The sequence below is a fragment of the Frigoribacterium sp. CFBP 13605 genome (assembly GCF_014839405.1).
Lineage (GTDB): Bacteria > Actinomycetota > Actinomycetes > Actinomycetales > Microbacteriaceae > Frigoribacterium.
This window is the reverse complement of the sequence record NZ_JACYNS010000011.1, coordinates 1-15,769: the sequence shown is the minus strand read 5'-3', so window position 1 is coordinate 15,769 and position 15,769 is coordinate 1. Positions and strand designations below refer to the sequence as shown.

Sequence of the window (15,769 nt, the reverse complement as noted above, 5' to 3'; positions counted from 1 at the left end):
CCGCGCCTCCTCGGGGTCGTGCACAGGGTGCACAGACGCCCGGCACGGGCATCGGAGCCCGGCGTAGCCTCGGCCCATGCCCTCACGCCACACCGTCACCGCCTTCCTCTCGGGCGTCGGCGTCACCCTCGCCACCACGGCCGCCGCCGGCGCCGGCGTCAGCCGCTTCATGCAGCGCCGCAACGCGGCCGCCGCCGACCTGAACGCCTTGCTGCCCGTCCACTCCGCCTGGTGGCGCGACCGTTTCGACCGCAAGGGCAAACTGCTCTACGTCGCGATGGGCGACTCAGCTGCCCAGGGCATCGGAGCCTCGAGCCCGGCCCGCAGCTACGTCGGCCGCCTCTCGGCATACATGCGCCGCCAGAGCCACACCTCGCTGCGCGTCGTCAACCTCAGCGTCAGCGGCTCGACCACCTGGCTCTGCCGCAAAGACCAGCTGCCGAAGTTCGAGAAGTACGAACCCGACGTCGTCACCGTGGCCATCGGCGCCAACGACATCATCCAGTTCAACCCCGAGTCGTTCGAGAAGAACCTCCGCGTCATCTACGGCGCCCTGCCCTCACACGCGATCGTCGGCGACCTGCCCGCCATGTGGATTCCCGACCGCGAGAAGAAGCTCGTCGAGGCCAACGCCATCGTCCGCCGCGTCGCCGGCGAGTTCGGCCTCACCGTCGCCCCGCTCTACGAGACCACCCGCCGCCAGGGCTTCTTCCGTACCTACCGCAACTCGGCCGGAGACCTCTTCCACCCCAACGACCGCGGCTACCGCGTCTGGGCCTCCGCCTTCGAACCCGCCATCGCCGCCCGCCTCGCCCGCATCGCCGCCGACGACGCCGCCACCACCCACGAGGCCCGCGAGGCCGAAGCCGTCGCGGCCCACACGGCCGCGGCAGCCAGCGCCCCGACTGCCAGCACCAGCAGCGACACCCCGACGACGGACCCCGCAGGAGGCGCCACCACGTCCCCGACGGACGCCTCCGCCGATGTCGGGGGCGCCTCCTAGGCTGACGGCATGGCTCGCACCACCACTCCCCCGTTCCGCTGCACCGAGTGCGGGTGGACGTCGCTCAAGTGGGCCGGGCGCTGCGGCGAGTGCCAGAAGTGGGGCACCGTCGTCGACGTCACCTCGGCCCTCGTCAGCGCCCGCGGCACCGCCTCGGTCCGCGTCGAAGGCGACCGCGTCGCACGACCCATCACCCAGGTCGAAGCCAACGGCGTCGCCTACTGGCCCAGCGGCATCGCGGAGTTCGACCGCGTCCTCGGCGGAGGCATCGTCCCCGGCGCCGCCATCCTGCTCAGCGGCGAACCCGGCGTCGGCAAGTCGACCCTGCTGCTCGAGGTCGCCTCCCGCGCCGCCGCCACCGGCGCCCGCGTCCTCTACGTCACCGCCGAAGAGAGCGCCTCGCAGGTCCGCCTCCGCGCCCAACGCACCGGCGCCATGCACGACAACCTCTTTCTCGCCGCCGAGGTCGACCTCTCGGTCATCCTCGGCCAGATCGACCAGGTCGACCCCCAGCTCGTCATCGTCGACTCGGTGCAGACCGTCTCGTCCTCGACCATCGACGGCATCGCGGGTGGCACCTCCCAGGTGCGCGAGGTCGCCTCCACCCTCATCCGCGTCAGCAAAGACCGCAACCTGCCCGTCCTGCTCGTCGGCCACGTCACCAAGGACGGCACCATCGCCGGCCCCCGCCTGCTCGAACACCTCGTCGACGTCGTCTGCCAGTTCGAAGGCGACCGGCAGACCGCGCTCCGCTTCATCCGCGCCCACAAGAACCGCTTCGGCCCCACCGACGAGGTCGGCTGCTTCGAGATGACCGGCGACGGCATCGCCGAGGTCGCCGACCCCAGTGGCCTCTTCATGTCGCGCAACGGCACCCCCGTCAGCGGCACCTGCATCACCGTCGCCATGGAAGGCCGCCGCGCCCTGCCCGTCGAAGTCCAGGCGCTCATCGTCGCCAGCTCGACACCGCAACCCCGCCGCGTCGTCAACGGCGTCGACTCGTCGCGCGTCGCCATGCTGCTCGCCGTGCTCGAACGCCGCGCCGGCATCCGCCTCGGCGACGCCGACGTCTACGTCAGCACCGTCGGCGGCATCAAGATCACCGAACCCGGCGCCGACCTCGCCATCGCTCTCGCCCTCGCCAGCGCCAGCCGCGAGAAACCCTTCCCCCAGACCATGGCCGCCGTCGGCGAGATCAGCCTCGCCGGCGAGATCCGCCCCGTGTCCTCCCCCAAACAACGCGCCTCCGAAGCGCGACGCCTCGGCTTCACCCAGCTCGTCGACGCCGAATCGGGCAACCTGCGCGAAGCGCTCCGCCGGGCGTTCAGCGCCGCGGGCTCCGAACGCGACCGCGAGCTCGACCGGGCCTTCTGAGCCCATCCGACCCGCGCCTCCTTACCCGAGACACCCACGTCTCTCGGCCCGACCCGCGGCTCGTGACCCGAGGCCGACTCGGGTGTCCTGACGCGTCCCGCAATTCCTGACCCGGGCCCCGGGCCGGGCCGGGCCCGGCCCGGCCGGCGGACGTACGGTCCGCACGTCCGACACCGGGTGCGAGTGGGCAGAAGGTGCTGCTCACACCAACCTGACGAGCACCTTCTGCCCACTCGACGGCCGCGATGCCTGCGCACCTGCACGCCCGCACACGAGCACCAGCCCGTCGAGTGGTCCCGAACCGTCCTTCCGACGCACCCGACGGACGATCCGCGACCACTCGACCCGCGCCTCCGGAACCAGCGCCCCACCCACCGGCCCGGCCCGCACGAGACGAGGGCCCGAGTGGGCAGAAGATGCTCCTCCCCCGCGCTTGAGCAGCATCTCCTGCCCACTCGGCCTCCACGTCCCGACCACCCGAGCACCGCCCCCACCCAACAGCACCCGCCCTCACCCGACATCCCCCGCACCGGGGTACACCCGGGTCGACCGCCTCACCAGGCACCTGCACCCCGCTCCACGCGGATTCTCAGCCCACACGCCGCGCTGGTCCCGGCCAACCCCCTGACCGGCCCTTAACCTGTGCCCATGTCGACGTTCAAGAACCCGGTCGGGCCGCAACCGCCCTCGGTCTACTGGCGTCGTCGCGCGGTGCTCGCGCTCGGTCTGATCGCGGTCGTGGTCATCATCGTGTTGATCGTCGTCCGCCCCGGGTCCGGCTCGGCAGAACCCGGTGCCGCCGCGACGACCTCCGCGCCCCCGGCCGACACCGCCCCCAGCGAACCGGCCCCCACCGAGACCGCCCCCGCGGCCGACGCCACCGCCGACCCGGCCGACACCTCGACCGAGGGCGCCTCCGACGCCCCGGCCTGCTCGACCCGCAGCATCGAGCTGAAGCCGGTCACCGACAAGACGAGCTACGCCGCCACCGAGCTGCCGCAGATCTCGATGTCGATCACCAACTCGGGCCGCTCCGACTGCTCGATCGACCTCGGCTCGGCCCAGCAGACCCTCGTCATCTCGAGCGGCGAAGAGCAGTACTGGTCCTCGAAGGACTGCCAGGTCAACGGCACCAACCAGGTCGTCACGCTCACCGCCGGCCAGACGCTCAGCACTCCCCCCATCGCCTGGGACCGCACGCGCTCGTCCGCCGACACCTGCGAGTCGACCTCGCGCGAACCCGTCACCGCCGGCGGCGCGACCTACCGCCTCGCCGTCTCGGTCGGCGACATCACCTCCGCCGACACCGCCCAGATGATCCTGAACTGACAGTGACCCACCCGTGAACGCAGCCACCCCCTCCTCCGAGCCCACCGACCCCCGCGAGCCCGTCGACCCGGACGACCGCAACGGCACCTTCCGCTCCGAGTCGCTCGAGCTGGCCCTCGCCGCCCAGGACGCCGCCGCCGTCGCCTTCGCCCTGCGTCACGACGTGGTCGTCGTCCCGAAGCTCGTCCTGCCGAGCGACGCGAGCGCCACGAACGACACCGCCGACGCCGCACCCTCGACCGGCGGCCCCGACGACGGAGCCCTCCCCGACGAAGGCGACCAGGTCCGCGTCTTCGGTCGCGAGAACACCGACAAGCGCATCCTGCTGCTCTTCTCGTCGGACGACACCTACGCCGCGATGGTCCCCGACGACCCGAACCGCCAGGTCATGCTCTACGACGCGCTCTCGCTGCGCGCCTTCCTCGAGGCCCACCTCGACGTCATCGAGCAGGTCTTCTTCGACATCGCCGGCCCGCACACCATGGCCGCCAACCCGGAAGACCTCCTCAAGGCCCTCGGCTAGCGAGAAGCCCCCGAGCCCAGGAGGCGCGGGTCGAGTGGTCCCGAATCGTCCTCCCCAGCGCGACGAGGGACGATTCGGGACCACTCGACCGGCCGCAGCGAACGCGAGTTCGCGCGCGGACGACTACAACGCGGGCAGCGCCTTCAGCATCCGCGAGTTGCCGAGCGTGTTCGGCTTGACCCGGGCCAGGTCGAGGAACTCCGCCACACCCTCGTCGGTCGAGCGCACGAGCTCGCCGTAGACGTCCGGCGGCACGAGACCCTCGTCGCCCACGTTGAGGTAGCCGTGCTTCTCGAAGAAGTCCACCTCGAACGTCAGGCAGAACAGTCGGCCGATCTCGAGCCGACGGGCCGCCCCTTCGAGCGACTCGAGGAGGCGGTGGCCGACCCCCTTGCGGATCCATGCGGCGTCGAGGGCGAGCGTGCGCACCTCGGCCAGGTCGTCCCACATGACGTGCAGCGCGCCGCAGCCGATCGGCACCCCGTCGGGCCCGACCGCGATCTGGAATTCCTGGACGTCGCCGTACAGCGTCACGAGGTCCTTGCCGAGCAGGATGCGCTTCTGCACGAACGGCTCGCACAGCCGTTGGATGTGCGGCACGTCACTGACGACCGCGTTCCGCACCGTGATGCCGTGCCGGTCGGCACCCCCGAGCGCGTCGGCACCGCCGAGCCGGTCGGCACTGCCGAGTCCGTCGGCACCGGTGGGCGCGTCTGCCGCGTCTGACATGGGACTCCCTCGAACACCACGACCCGAGGAGGCGCGGGCCGCCGCCCAGCCTAGCGACGCGTTCGCGACCCGGCCCCGGGTACGCCGAAGGGCGGCCTCCACAGTGGAAGACCGCCCCGGGCGTCGAAGGCGACCCGCGCCTCCTTCGGTGTTGCTGTCGTGCAGGTGTTGCCGTCGTGCTGGTGTCGCGCCTAGCTCTCGAGCTCGGGGGCGTCGCCCACGAGGACCTCTTCGCGACCCGGCTGACGCGAGGTGGCGAAGGTGAACTCTCCGTCGACGAAGTCGACCTGGACGTGGTCGCCCGCGTTGAGCTCACCCTGCAGGATGCGCTCGGACAGACGGTCCTCGACCTCGTGCTGGATGGCACGACGCAGCGGCCGGGCACCGAGCGACGGGTCGAACCCGATCTCGATGAGACGCTCCTTCGCGGACTGCGAGAGCACGGCCGTCATGTCGCGGTCGAGCAGACGGTCGGACAGGCGCTTGACGAACAGGTCGACGATCTGCAGCAGTTCTTCTTGGTTGAGCTGCGGGAACACGATCGTCTCGTCGACGCGGTTCAGGAACTCGGGCTTGAAGTGCTTCTTGAGCTCTTCGGTGACCTTCGAACGCATGCGCTCGTAGGAGGTCGCCGTGTCGCCCTCGATCTGGAAGCCGACGGGGCCGCCGGTGATGTCCTTCGTGCCGAGGTTGGTCGTCATGATGATGACCGTGTTCTTGAAGTCGACGACGCGACCCTGACCGTCGGTGAGACGACCCTCTTCGAGCACCTGCAACAGCGAGTTGAAGATGTCGGGGTGGGCCTTCTCGATCTCGTCGAACAGCACCACGGAGAACGGCTTGCGGCGGACCTTCTCGGTCAGCTGCCCGCCCTCTTCGAAGCCGACGAACCCGGGAGGGGCACCGAACAGACGCGAGACGGTGTGCTTCTCGCCGTACTCGGACATGTCGAGCGAGATCAGCGCGCCCTCGTCGTCGAACAGGAACTCGGCGAGCGCCTTGGCCAGCTCGGTCTTGCCGACGCCCGTGGGCCCGGCGAAGATGAACGACCCGGAGGGACGCTTGGGGTCCTTCAGGCCGGCACGCGTGCGGCGGATGGTCTTCGAGAGGGCCGCGATGGCCTGCTCTTGTCCGATGACGCGCTGGTGCAGGGCCTTCTCCATGAAGACGAGACGCGAGGTCTCTTCTTCGGTGAGCTTGAAGACCGGGATGCCCGTGGCCTGGGCCAGGACCTCGGCGATGATGCCCTCGTCGACGGTTCCGCCGGCTCCGGCCTCGCCCGAACGCCACGTCTTCTCGAGGCGGAGGCGCTCACCGAGCAGCTTCTTCTCTTCGTCGCGCAACGAGGCGGCCTTCTCGAAGTCCTGGTCCTCGATCGCGCCCTCTTTCTGGCCGCGGACGCCGGCGATGCGCTCGTCGAACTCGCGCAGCTCGGGCGGTGCGGACAGGATCGACAGACGCAGGCGGGCGCCGGCCTCGTCGATCAGGTCGATGGCCTTGTCGGGCAGGAACCGGTCGCTGACGTAACGGTCGGCGAGGTTCGCCGCCGCGACGATGGCGCCGTCGGTGATGGACACCTTGTGGAAGGCCTCGTACTTGTCGCGCAGCCCCTTGAGGATGTTGATCGCGTGGGGCAGCGAGGGCTCGTTGACCTGCACGGGCTGGAAGCGGCGCTCGAGGGCGGCGTCCTTCTCGAAGTGCTTGCGGTACTCGTCGAGCGTGGTCGCACCGATCGTCTGCAGCTCGCCACGGGCGAGCAGCGGCTTGAGGATCGACGCGGCGTCGATGGCACCCTCGGCGGCACCCGCACCCACGAGGGTGTGGATCTCGTCGATGAAGACGATGATGTCGCCGCGCGTGCGGATCTCTTTGGTGACCTTCTTCAGGCGCTCCTCGAAGTCACCGCGGTAACGGCTGCCGGCGATGAGCGAGCCGAGGTCGAGCGAGTAGAGCTGCTTGTCCTTCAGGGTCTCGGGGACCTCGCCCTTGACGATCGCCTGGGCCAGGCCCTCGACGACGGCGGTCTTGCCGACGCCGGGCTCACCGATCAGGACGGGGTTGTTCTTCGAGCGACGGGAGAGGATCTGCATGACCCGCTCCATCTCTTTCTCGCGCCCGATGACCGGGTCGAGCTTGTTGTCGCGCGCGGCCTGCGTCAGGTTGCGACCGAACTGGTCGAGCACCTGGCTGCCGCCCTGCGCGCCCTGGGTCTGTTCGCCGCCCACGGCCACCGCCTCTTTTCCCTGGTAGCCGGAGAGGAGCTGGATGACCTGCTGGCGGACCCGGTTGAGGTCGGCGCCGAGCTTCACGAGCACCTGGGCGGCGACTCCTTCACCCTCGCGGATGAGGCCGAGCAGGATGTGCTCGGTGCCGATGTAGTTGTGGCCGAGCTGCAGCGCCTCGCGCAGGCTCAGCTCGAGGACCTTCTTGGCACGAGGCGTGAAGGGGATGTGGCCGGTCGGCTGCTGCTGGCCCTGGCCGATGATGTCTTGCACCTGCTCGCGTACGGCGTCGAGCGAGATGCCCAGCGACTCGAGGGCCTTGGCGGCGACGCCTTCGCCCTCGTGGATCAGACCGAGCAGGATGTGCTCGGTGCCGATGTAGTTGTGGTTCAGCATCTTCGCCTCTTCTTGGGCGAGGACGACGACGCGACGGGCACGGTCGGTGAATCTCTCGAACATCTTCTTTGCTCCCTAGGTGGCGGGGTGGTTGTCGCCACCGAATGTGCATCTGGCGCCCGCAGGGTTCGGCACCGGTTTACAGAGAGAGTAACCAGGCCCCGCGGCTTAATCTGCCCCTGTTCGCTGGGGGCATAGAGCAGTGCGCAGGCGGGCTGACGGGGCGCGCTGACAGGGGTGGCGGCTAGCCTCGCGTCCATGGGCAAGTTCACGGTCGGCCTCGTTCCGCACCCCACGAAGTCGGTGCTCGACAGCGTCGAGATCATCCGCGGCTGGACGACCCGCTCACAGGCGCACCTCGTCGCCATGACCTCCGACGCGGCACGGGTCGGCGACGGCGTCGAGCTGGTCGACGAGCGCACCTTCCGCGAGCGCGTCACCGTCGTGGTGGCCCTCGGCGGCGACGGCACGATGCTCGGCGCCATGCGGCTCGTCGCCGAACGTCCCGTGCCCGTGCTGGGCGTCAACTACGGCAACGTGGGCTTCCTGGTCGAGGTCGAGCCGCACGAACTGCCCGAGGCGCTCGACCGCGTAGGCCAGAAGCAGTTCTCGCTCGAGGCGCACCACGCCCTCGAGGTCACGCACTCGGCATCAGGCTTCGAGAACACCTACCTGGCCTTCAACGACGTCTCGGTGGCCCGCCGTCCGGGCGAGGGCGTCGTCTCGGCCGACCTCGTCCTCGACGAGACGCCCTACGGCTACTACAAGGCCGACGCGATCGTCGCGGCCACCCCCGCCGGGTCGACCGCCTACAACTACGCCGCGGGCGGGCCGATCCTGTCCCCCGCGATCGCGGCCGTCGTGGTCACCCCGGTGGCGCCGATGTCGGGCATCGACCGCTCGGTCGTCCTCGGCCCGCGAGAGAAGTTGCGCTTCGAGATCGGCGACGGCACGCACTCGGCCGCGCTCGAGGTCGACGGGCGCGTGGTCGCCGACGTCAGCGAGGGCTGCGTCATCAGGCTCGTGCTGCGGCGCGACGCCGGCCAGGTCATCCGACTCGACGCCGACCGACACGGTCGCAAGGGCCGCCTGAAGCTCAGCCTGCTCGACCTGCCGTTGCGAGAAGACCAACTGCTCGAGCTCGTCCCCACCGACGTCCGGGCCCGCTTCCGCGAGCGAGCCGAACGCGCCGGCGGCCTCGCCGGCGTCGCCCACGACGACGACACCGCCGTCACCGGCATCAGCCCCCTGCACTGACGCGGCCGCCTCCCAGGGGGATCAGCCCCGGGCGCCGACGCGCTCGCCTTCAGGAGGCGCGGTGCGCGGTGATCGCGCGCCGCGCCTCCTGCGCTCTGCCGCCGTCGTGCGGCCCGGGCAGTCATCACGAACGTGGGAGGGTTCGGCCTCGGCGGGCGGTCATGGGCGCCCGAGTCCCACGAACACGCCCACGCTGCCCCGCCCGGACCCGGCCCCGGCTCGGCCGTCCAGCCCGGCCCGGCCCGGCCCGGCCCCGGCCTAGTACACCTCGCCCAGCGCCTCGGCGAAGACCTGCTCGGGGTCGCGGACGAACCCGCGCCGGGCGAACCAGGCGCAGACGTTGCGGCAGTCGCGTTCGAGCAGCTCGACGCCGGTCGGGTTGCTCGCGACGTCGACCAGCTGGGGCACATCGATGGCGACCACGCGCCCGTCGTGCACGAGCAGGTTGTACGGCGAGAGGTCCCCGTGTGCGAAGCCGGCCCGGGCGAAGCCGATCACGATCTCGTGCACCTGCTCGAACAGCGGCCACAGCATGGCGCCGTCGTCCTTGACCTGGGCGAGGCGTGGGGCGGCCTCGGCGCCGTGCCCGACGAACTCCATCAGGATCTCGGTGCCGCTGATCTGCACCGGGTACGGCACGGCGACGCCGAGGGAGTGCATGCGGCAGAGCGCGTCGAACTCGGCCGCGGCCCAGAGCCCGGCCTGCACGCGGCGGCCGTGCGCCGAGCCGCGAGCCATCGCCCGGCCGTCGCGGGTGTTGCGGACCCGTCGGCCCTCCCGGTACTCCGACGAACGGTGGAAGTCGCTCTGCTCGGGCCCGCGGTACCGCTTCGCGGCCAGCAAGGAGGCGCGGGCTCCGTCACCGGCGCGCAGCACGACGTCCGTCGGCACGGCTCGGTCGATCAGGTGGACGTCGGCCTCCTTGCCGGTCTTGACGACGCCGAGCTCGGTGTCGATCGCGGCCGCGGAGGTCACGACCCAGGCGGGCCAGGGCCGGGGCCCGCGTTCGGTGGGGGTGGCGGCCGGCCAGGTGGACCAGCGCTGGTCGGCGTCGGAGTCGGGGTCGACGGTGGAGAAGGTGGGGACGACGAAATCGTCGGAGAAGGACAAGCGGTGCTCCAGGGGAGGCGTGAGACCGGCCCGGCGGGCGCGACGAGCGTCGCGCGGCTGTCGCTACGGGCGAAGGGTCTCGGGGTGAGTGGGGTACGCGTGGCATGCGTTGACGGCAGTCATGCTCATCACCCCTCTCGTGGAGTGTCTCGTGGCCCGGCCACCTCGTGGCCCTGGTCCGCCCACGGTACCGCCCCGCGCCTCCCCTGTCGACGGTCGTTTCTCTCGATCCCCCGCCGGTCGAGTGGGCAGAACATGCTCTTCGGACGGAAACGAAGCGCAACTTCTGCCCACTCGGCCGAGTCACGACAGCAGGCGACGCACGCGGGCGACGAGTTCGTCGGTCCGTCGCCCGTGGAGATCGTCGTCCGTGCACCGGACGGTGCGCCAACCGGCGTCGGCGAACCTCTCGCGGCGCAGGATGTCCTGTCGGAATCGCCCGGGGTCGCGGCGGTGCTCGTCACCCTCGTACTCGACGGCCACCCCGCACCGCGCGTACCGGAGGTCGGGCTTGCCGAGGTAGCGCCCACGGTCGTCGTACGTGCGCACGTTGATTTCGGGCTCCGGGAGCCCGGCCCGGGTCAGGAGCAGGCGGAGCTCGGTCTCCTTCGGCGACTCGACCCCGGGTCGGACCAGTTCGAAGGCCTCTCGGACACGGGCGACGCCACGCCGACCCCGGGCGTCGTGGAGCGCACGCTCGAGTTGCGCGACCGGTCGTCCCCGAGCCGCCACGTGGGGGGACCAGCAGCCGGCCAACGCATCTCCGGCCCGGACGAGGTCGGTGAGCGACAGCAGCGACCCGCACTCCACCCACGCCGTCCCCGGCTCGTCGACCGGCAGACCGTCGACCCGCGACATCGGGGGCCGGTCGGACGGACCGAGTCCTGCACGACGGTCCGTCGGGTCGGCCCGCGAGGCGGCCGCCCCTGCCCGATGCGTGGCGACACCAGGCCGTCGCGGGCCGCGCCCCTCGATCGAGGTGACGTGGAGTGGTTCTCTGCCGTCGCGGACCCACCACGGCACGGGGAGACCCCACAGGCCCAGAGCCGTCACGCGGGAGAACCGCCAGTCGTCGAGCATGACGGGCAGCACGTCGCGGGCCCTGACCGCGAGGTCGCGCGGGACGTCGTCGGGATCGGGGTGCCCGTCGACGACGTACCGCACACCGCGGTGCGGAGCCGCGAGATCCGGCCCTCGGAGTCGCCCGATGCCGAGACCGGCACGGTGGGCCTCGTCGACGGCGAAAGGGCGATCGGCAAGCGGAAGGGGGACGACGATGCGCGGCACCCGTCGAAACTGACCGCCGGGACGCGGCCCGCGCCTCCTGATGTCGTCGCTTCGGGATCCGTGCGAACGCGTCGCCTCTGGGGACCAGACGCCGCACGGCCCGAACGGGCAGAAGATGCTGCTCCCGACCCCGCGAAGGGCAAGATCTGCCCACTCGGCGGACGTGGCCTCCGGCTGACGAGACCGATCGGCTACGAGTGGGCAGAAGATGCTGCTCGGCGAACCCCGAAGAGCATGTTCTGCCCACTCGCGGCTCCGAGGAGGCTCGGTGCGGGCGCCACGGCACGGCACGAGACACGACGCGACCCCCGGACACGACGAAGGGCCGCCGCCCGGGGTGACCCGGGCGACGGCCCTGACGTGTGCGGCCTGCGACCTACTGCAGGTAGAGCTGGAGGTCCTGGCTCACGGCCTTCGCGAACATGCGGAGGCGGGCACGGCTCTCGACGCGCGAGACGGCCTGGCGCGACGAGTGGACGCGCTTGGAGATCTCGTCGAGGGTCATCGGCTGGTCGTCGTCGAGGCCGAAGCGCATGCGGATCACGCGCGCCTCGTCTTCGGGCAACGTCGCCACGAGGGCGTGCATGTCGCGGTTGAGCAGCGAGCTCTCGGTGGCCTGCGTGGGCGACGGGGTCTCTTCGTCCTCGATGAAGTCGCCCAGTTCGCTGTCTTCTGCATCGCCGACGACGGTGTGGATCGACACCGGCTCGTGCGAACGGGACTTCAGCTCGATGAGGTCGGCGACGTCCATGGCGACCTCTTCGGCCACCTCGTCGACGGTGGGCGCACGGCCCAGGTCGACGGTCAGGTCACGCTCGGCCCGCGAGATGCGGTTGATGCGCTCGACCGTGTGCACCGGGATGCGGATGGCGCGCGCCTTGTCGGCGAGGCCGCGGGCGATGGCCTGACGGATCCACCACGTGGCGTAGGTCGAGAACTTGTAGCCCTGCGTGTAGTCGAACTTCTCGACGGCACGGACGAGGCCGAGGTTGCCCTCCTGGATGACGTCCATGAAGGGCAGGCCACGCTGCGTGTAGCGCTTGGCGATGCTGACGACGAGGCGGAGGTTCGCGGTGATCATGCGGTCCTTCGCACGCTCGCCGTCGTGCTGCAGCCAGCGGAGGTCGCGGAGCATCTCGGCGTGGGCCTTGGTGCGGTTCTTCTTGACCGCGTCGGCCGCCTGCAGCTCTTTGAGCTTCTCGCCGGCGAACAGGCCGACCTCGATGCGGCGGGCGATCTCGGTCTCTTCCGCTGCGTCGAGCAGCGGCATGCGGCCGATGTGGCGGAGGTAGTCGCCGACCTGGTCGGTGGAGGCCCCTCGGACCTGCGACAGGACCTCGACCTCGGTGTCGTCGGTGGCTGTGGTGGTGTTGCGCGTGGTGACGGAAGTGGTCGTCATCGTTCTCTCCCTGCTCGAGTACTGACCTGGTGTCGCGTCGATTAGTTCGTGAAGCTCGTCGGCGTACTTCGAGTCTGGCGTGCGGGGGCGTGCGGAAAAAAGCTGGTGCAGGCCCTGACGGGACTACTCCGAGCGCACGTCCAGAGTTTCGACGCCGACGGGGTACGAAGGCGAACGACGTTTGACAGCAGCCCGGAACGGGTATAGGCGGTCGCTATCACGCCGGGGGTACACATTCCCAGGTCGCTCACCGGAAACTCGGCGGCCGATCTGTCGGGGTACGACGAACGGCACCGCGAGCCCAGGAGGCGCGGTGCCGTGACCTGAGGACGCCCGCGTCACCGGCGCGCCCGTCACGGGCGCACCCCTCGGCGACCCACCCGGTGGCGGGAGAGGCCGGACTAGACCGTGCGGCGGCCCGAGCGGTCGGACAGGTCCGACCGGTCGGACAGGCCCGAGGTGCCGGTAACGCCGGCGCGGCCGGACAGCTCACGCGACTCGGCGCGCTCCTCCGCCTCGGCCCGGGCGCGCTCTTCGGCCTCGACCTTGGCGTAGGCGGCCCGCTCGGTGCGGTCGGAGCGCAGCAGTGCCCGGACGATGAACCAGAAGATGAGGCCCACGAGGATGGTGGGCGTCACGGAGAAGACGATGGCTCCGGCAAGGGACTCAGGCACCCGACCAGGGTACGTCGCCCTCCCGGGGAAAACCACGTGCACCTCTCGACGCCGAGACGACGGAGGCGCGGTGCCCGACCGGCACCGCGCCTCCTGCACCCGACGCGCGAGCGCCCGTACCCCCGCGCGAACGCGAACGCGGGCGCGAATGCGGGCGCTACTTGACCAGCGGGAAGAGGATCGTCTCGCGGATGCCGAGGCCCGTGATCGCCATCAGGAGGCGGTCGATGCCCATGCCCATGCCGCCGCTCGGCGGCATGCCGTGCTCGAGCGCGGTGAGGAAGTCGTCGTCGAGGCGCATGGCCTCGGCGTCGCCGCGGGCCGAGAGGGCGGCCTGCTCGACGAAGCGCTCGCGCTGGATCACGGGGTCGACCAGCTCGGAGTACGCGGTGGCGAGCTCGAAGCCGCGGACGTAGAGGTCCCACTTCTCGACGACGCCGGGCTTCGAGCGGTGCTGGCGGACGAGCGGGCTCGTGTCGACCGGGAAGTCGACCACGAAGGTCGGGCGGTCGAGCGACGGCTTGACGAAGTGCTCCCAGAGCTCTTCGACGAGCTTGCCGTGGGTCTCGTGCGGCACGACCAGGTCGACGGTGGCGGCGAGCGCCTGCAGGTCGGCGACGGTGGTCGACGGGGTGATCTCGACTCCGGCGGCCTCGCTGAGCGACTCGTACATCGGCACGCGGGCCCACTCGCCGCCGAGGTCGTACTCGGTGCCGTCGGCGAGGGTGACGAGGTGCGAGCCGGAGACGGCCATGGCGGCGTTCTGCACGAGCTCTTGGGTCAGGCGGGCCATCTGGTCGTAGTCGCCGTAGGCCTGGTACGCCTCGACCATCGCGAACTCGGGCGAGTGCGTCGAGTCGGCGCCCTCGTTGCGGAAGTTGCGGTTGATCTCGAAGACGCGGTCGATGCCACCGACGACGGCCCTCTTGAGGAACAGCTCGGGCGCGATGCGCAGGTACAGCTCGGTGTCGAAGGCGTTGCTGTGCGTCTGGAACGGTCGGGCCGCGGCGCCGCCGTGCATGGTCTGCAGCATGGGCGTCTCGACCTCGAGGTACTCGTACGAGTCGAAGGTGCGGCGCAGCGACGAGACCGCGGCGGCCCGGGCGCGGACGGTGGCACGGGCCTGGTCGCGCACGATCAGGTCGAGGTAGCGCTGACGCACGCGCGTCTCCTCGCTGAGCTCGGAGTGCAGGTTCGGCAGCGGCAGGATCGCCTTGGCCGCGATGGACCACTCGGTGACCATGATCGACAGCTCGCCGCGACGGGACGAGATGACCTCGCCCTTGACGAAGACGTGGTCGCCCAGGTCGACGAGCTCTTTCCAGTCGGCGAGGCGCTGCTCGCCGACCTCGGCGAGCGAGACCATGGCCTGGATTCGGCTGCCGTCGCCCGCCTGGAGCGCGGCGAAGCAGAGCTTGCCCGTGTTGCGGGCGTGCACGACGCGACCGGCCAGCCCGACGACGTCACCCGAGCGGCTGTCGGTCTCGAGCTCGGCGTACCGGGTGCGGACCGCACCGATCGTGTCGGTGATCGGCACGCCGACCGGGTACGCCTCGACGCCGGCCTCGAGCAGGCGGGCGCGCTTGTCGAGCCGCACCTGCTTCTGCTCCGACGCCTCGCGCGCGGCGGTGGCCGCCTCGTCGTCGGGGGTGGTGGTCGGGTCGGGCGCGGCGGTCATGTGTCAGGTGCTCCTGGGGTGGTGGAGGGGGCGGGAGGCGCGGGCCTGGTCAGGCGCGCGGGTCACCGAACGCGGTGGGGCCGTCGTCGAACGAGGCCATGTCGATGGTACCGGGGCCGGCCGCGCCCCCGGCCTCGCCGAGGGCGGCGTCCATGGCCGACCGCATCAGCGGCGCGAGCAGCCGTCCCGGCTCGGGCAGGCCCAGCTCGGTCAGCAGTCCGACCGACTGCGCGACGATCGCGGCCGAGAACTCGGTGGCCGTCGCGATGGCCTCGGCGTAACGCGGCCGGTCGGCCTCGGCCACGATGACGGGCTCGGCCCCCATCTCGACGACGAGCGCCTGGCCGATCGGCTGGACGGGGGTCGGCGCGGTGACGGCGCACCAGGCGTCGCGCAGCCGGACGAGGTCGATGGTCGTGCCGGTGAAGGCGAGGGCCGGGTGGATCGCCAGCGGGATCGCCCCCGACGAGAGGGCGGGTCGCAGCACCTCGAGCCCGTGCCGGGGCGAGGTGTGCACGACGAGCTGGCCGGGCTGCCAGGTGCCCGTCGCGGCCAGGCCCTGCACGAGGTCGGCCAGCTGGTCGTCGGGGACGGCGAGCAGGACGAGCTCGCTGCGCTCGACGATCTCGGGCACGGTCAGCACGGGCACGCCCGGCAGGATCGCCTCGGCCCGGTCGCGGCTGCGCTCGGACACGGCCGAGATGCCGACGATCGCGTGACCGGCGGCGGCGAGCGCGGCACCGAGCACGGGCCCGACCCGGCCGGCGCCGACGATGCCGACGCCGAGG

At 71.1% G+C, this 15,769-nt stretch carries 13 protein-coding genes; 5 read left to right on the top strand and 8 right to left on the bottom strand.

What is annotated here, in order from left to right:
- Positions 1-76 precede the first annotated feature (76 nt).
- The 4 genes from IFT36_RS04770 (at position 77) to IFT36_RS04755 (ending at position 4,229) form a co-directional block, all read left to right on the top strand.
- Positions 77-1,003 (top strand): SGNH/GDSL hydrolase family protein, encoded by a 927-nt coding sequence (locus IFT36_RS04770; RefSeq protein WP_200412540.1) that lies wholly within the window; start codon positions 77-79, stop codon positions 1,001-1,003.
- A 9-nt stretch (positions 1,004-1,012) separates the two neighbouring features.
- Positions 1,013-2,377, top strand: a complete 1,365-nt coding sequence (radA, locus tag IFT36_RS04765; RefSeq protein ID WP_200412539.1) for a DNA repair protein RadA — start codon at positions 1,013-1,015, stop codon at positions 2,375-2,377.
- Between the two features lie 648 nt (positions 2,378-3,025).
- Complete coding sequence (locus tag IFT36_RS04760; RefSeq protein ID WP_192125149.1) at positions 3,026-3,706, top strand: hypothetical protein; 681 nt, start codon at positions 3,026-3,028, stop codon at positions 3,704-3,706.
- Positions 3,707-3,719: 13 nt separating this feature from the next.
- Positions 3,720-4,229, top strand: coding sequence for a dehydrogenase (locus tag IFT36_RS04755; protein ID WP_307785027.1), 510 nt, complete (start codon positions 3,720-3,722; stop codon positions 4,227-4,229).
- 123 nt (positions 4,230-4,352) lie between these two features.
- On the opposite strand, the gene IFT36_RS04750 is transcribed toward IFT36_RS04755, so the two are convergent.
- Together IFT36_RS04750 and IFT36_RS04745 are read right to left on the bottom strand one after the other, a co-directional pair.
- Complete coding sequence (locus IFT36_RS04750) at positions 4,353-4,958, bottom strand: amino-acid N-acetyltransferase (protein WP_200412538.1); 606 nt, start codon at positions 4,956-4,958, stop codon at positions 4,353-4,355.
- Between the two features lie 191 nt (positions 4,959-5,149).
- Entirely contained in the window at positions 5,150-7,639 is a 2,490-nt protein-coding gene (locus IFT36_RS04745) for an ATP-dependent Clp protease ATP-binding subunit (protein ID WP_159828242.1), read from the bottom strand.
- A 195-nt stretch (positions 7,640-7,834) separates the two neighbouring features.
- Here IFT36_RS04745 and IFT36_RS04740 point away from each other — a divergent pair, with 195 nt between their 5' ends.
- The gene (locus IFT36_RS04740; protein WP_082460093.1) at positions 7,835-8,833 is read left to right on the top strand and encodes an NAD(+)/NADH kinase; all 999 of its coding nucleotides are present in this window, start codon (positions 7,835-7,837) and stop codon (positions 8,831-8,833) included.
- Positions 8,834-9,091: 258 nt separating this feature from the next.
- Here the strand turns inward: IFT36_RS04740 and IFT36_RS04735 are convergent, their stop codons facing one another.
- The 6 genes from IFT36_RS04735 to IFT36_RS04710 form a co-directional block, all read right to left on the bottom strand.
- Complete coding sequence (locus tag IFT36_RS04735) at positions 9,092-9,943, bottom strand: serine protein kinase RIO (protein ID WP_200412537.1); 852 nt, start codon at positions 9,941-9,943, stop codon at positions 9,092-9,094.
- Between the two features lie 303 nt (positions 9,944-10,246).
- The gene (locus IFT36_RS04730) at positions 10,247-11,107 is read right to left on the bottom strand and encodes a hypothetical protein (RefSeq protein WP_200412536.1); all 861 of its coding nucleotides are present in this window, start codon (positions 11,105-11,107) and stop codon (positions 10,247-10,249) included.
- Between the two features lie 499 nt (positions 11,108-11,606).
- Positions 11,607-12,629, bottom strand: a complete 1,023-nt coding sequence (locus tag IFT36_RS04725; RefSeq protein ID WP_056044073.1) for a sigma-70 family RNA polymerase sigma factor — start codon at positions 12,627-12,629, stop codon at positions 11,607-11,609.
- Positions 12,630-13,030: 401 nt separating this feature from the next.
- The gene (locus IFT36_RS04720; protein ID WP_200412577.1) at positions 13,031-13,303 is read right to left on the bottom strand and encodes a hypothetical protein; all 273 of its coding nucleotides are present in this window, start codon (positions 13,301-13,303) and stop codon (positions 13,031-13,033) included.
- A gap of 157 nt (positions 13,304-13,460) precedes the next feature.
- Positions 13,461-14,981, bottom strand: coding sequence for a lysine--tRNA ligase (gene lysS / locus IFT36_RS04715; protein ID WP_200412535.1), 1,521 nt, complete (start codon positions 14,979-14,981; stop codon positions 13,461-13,463).
- 49 nt (positions 14,982-15,030) lie between these two features.
- The coding region (locus tag IFT36_RS04710) for a Rossmann-like and DUF2520 domain-containing protein (protein WP_200412534.1) at positions 15,031-15,769 on the bottom strand (739 nt) is incomplete at its 5' end.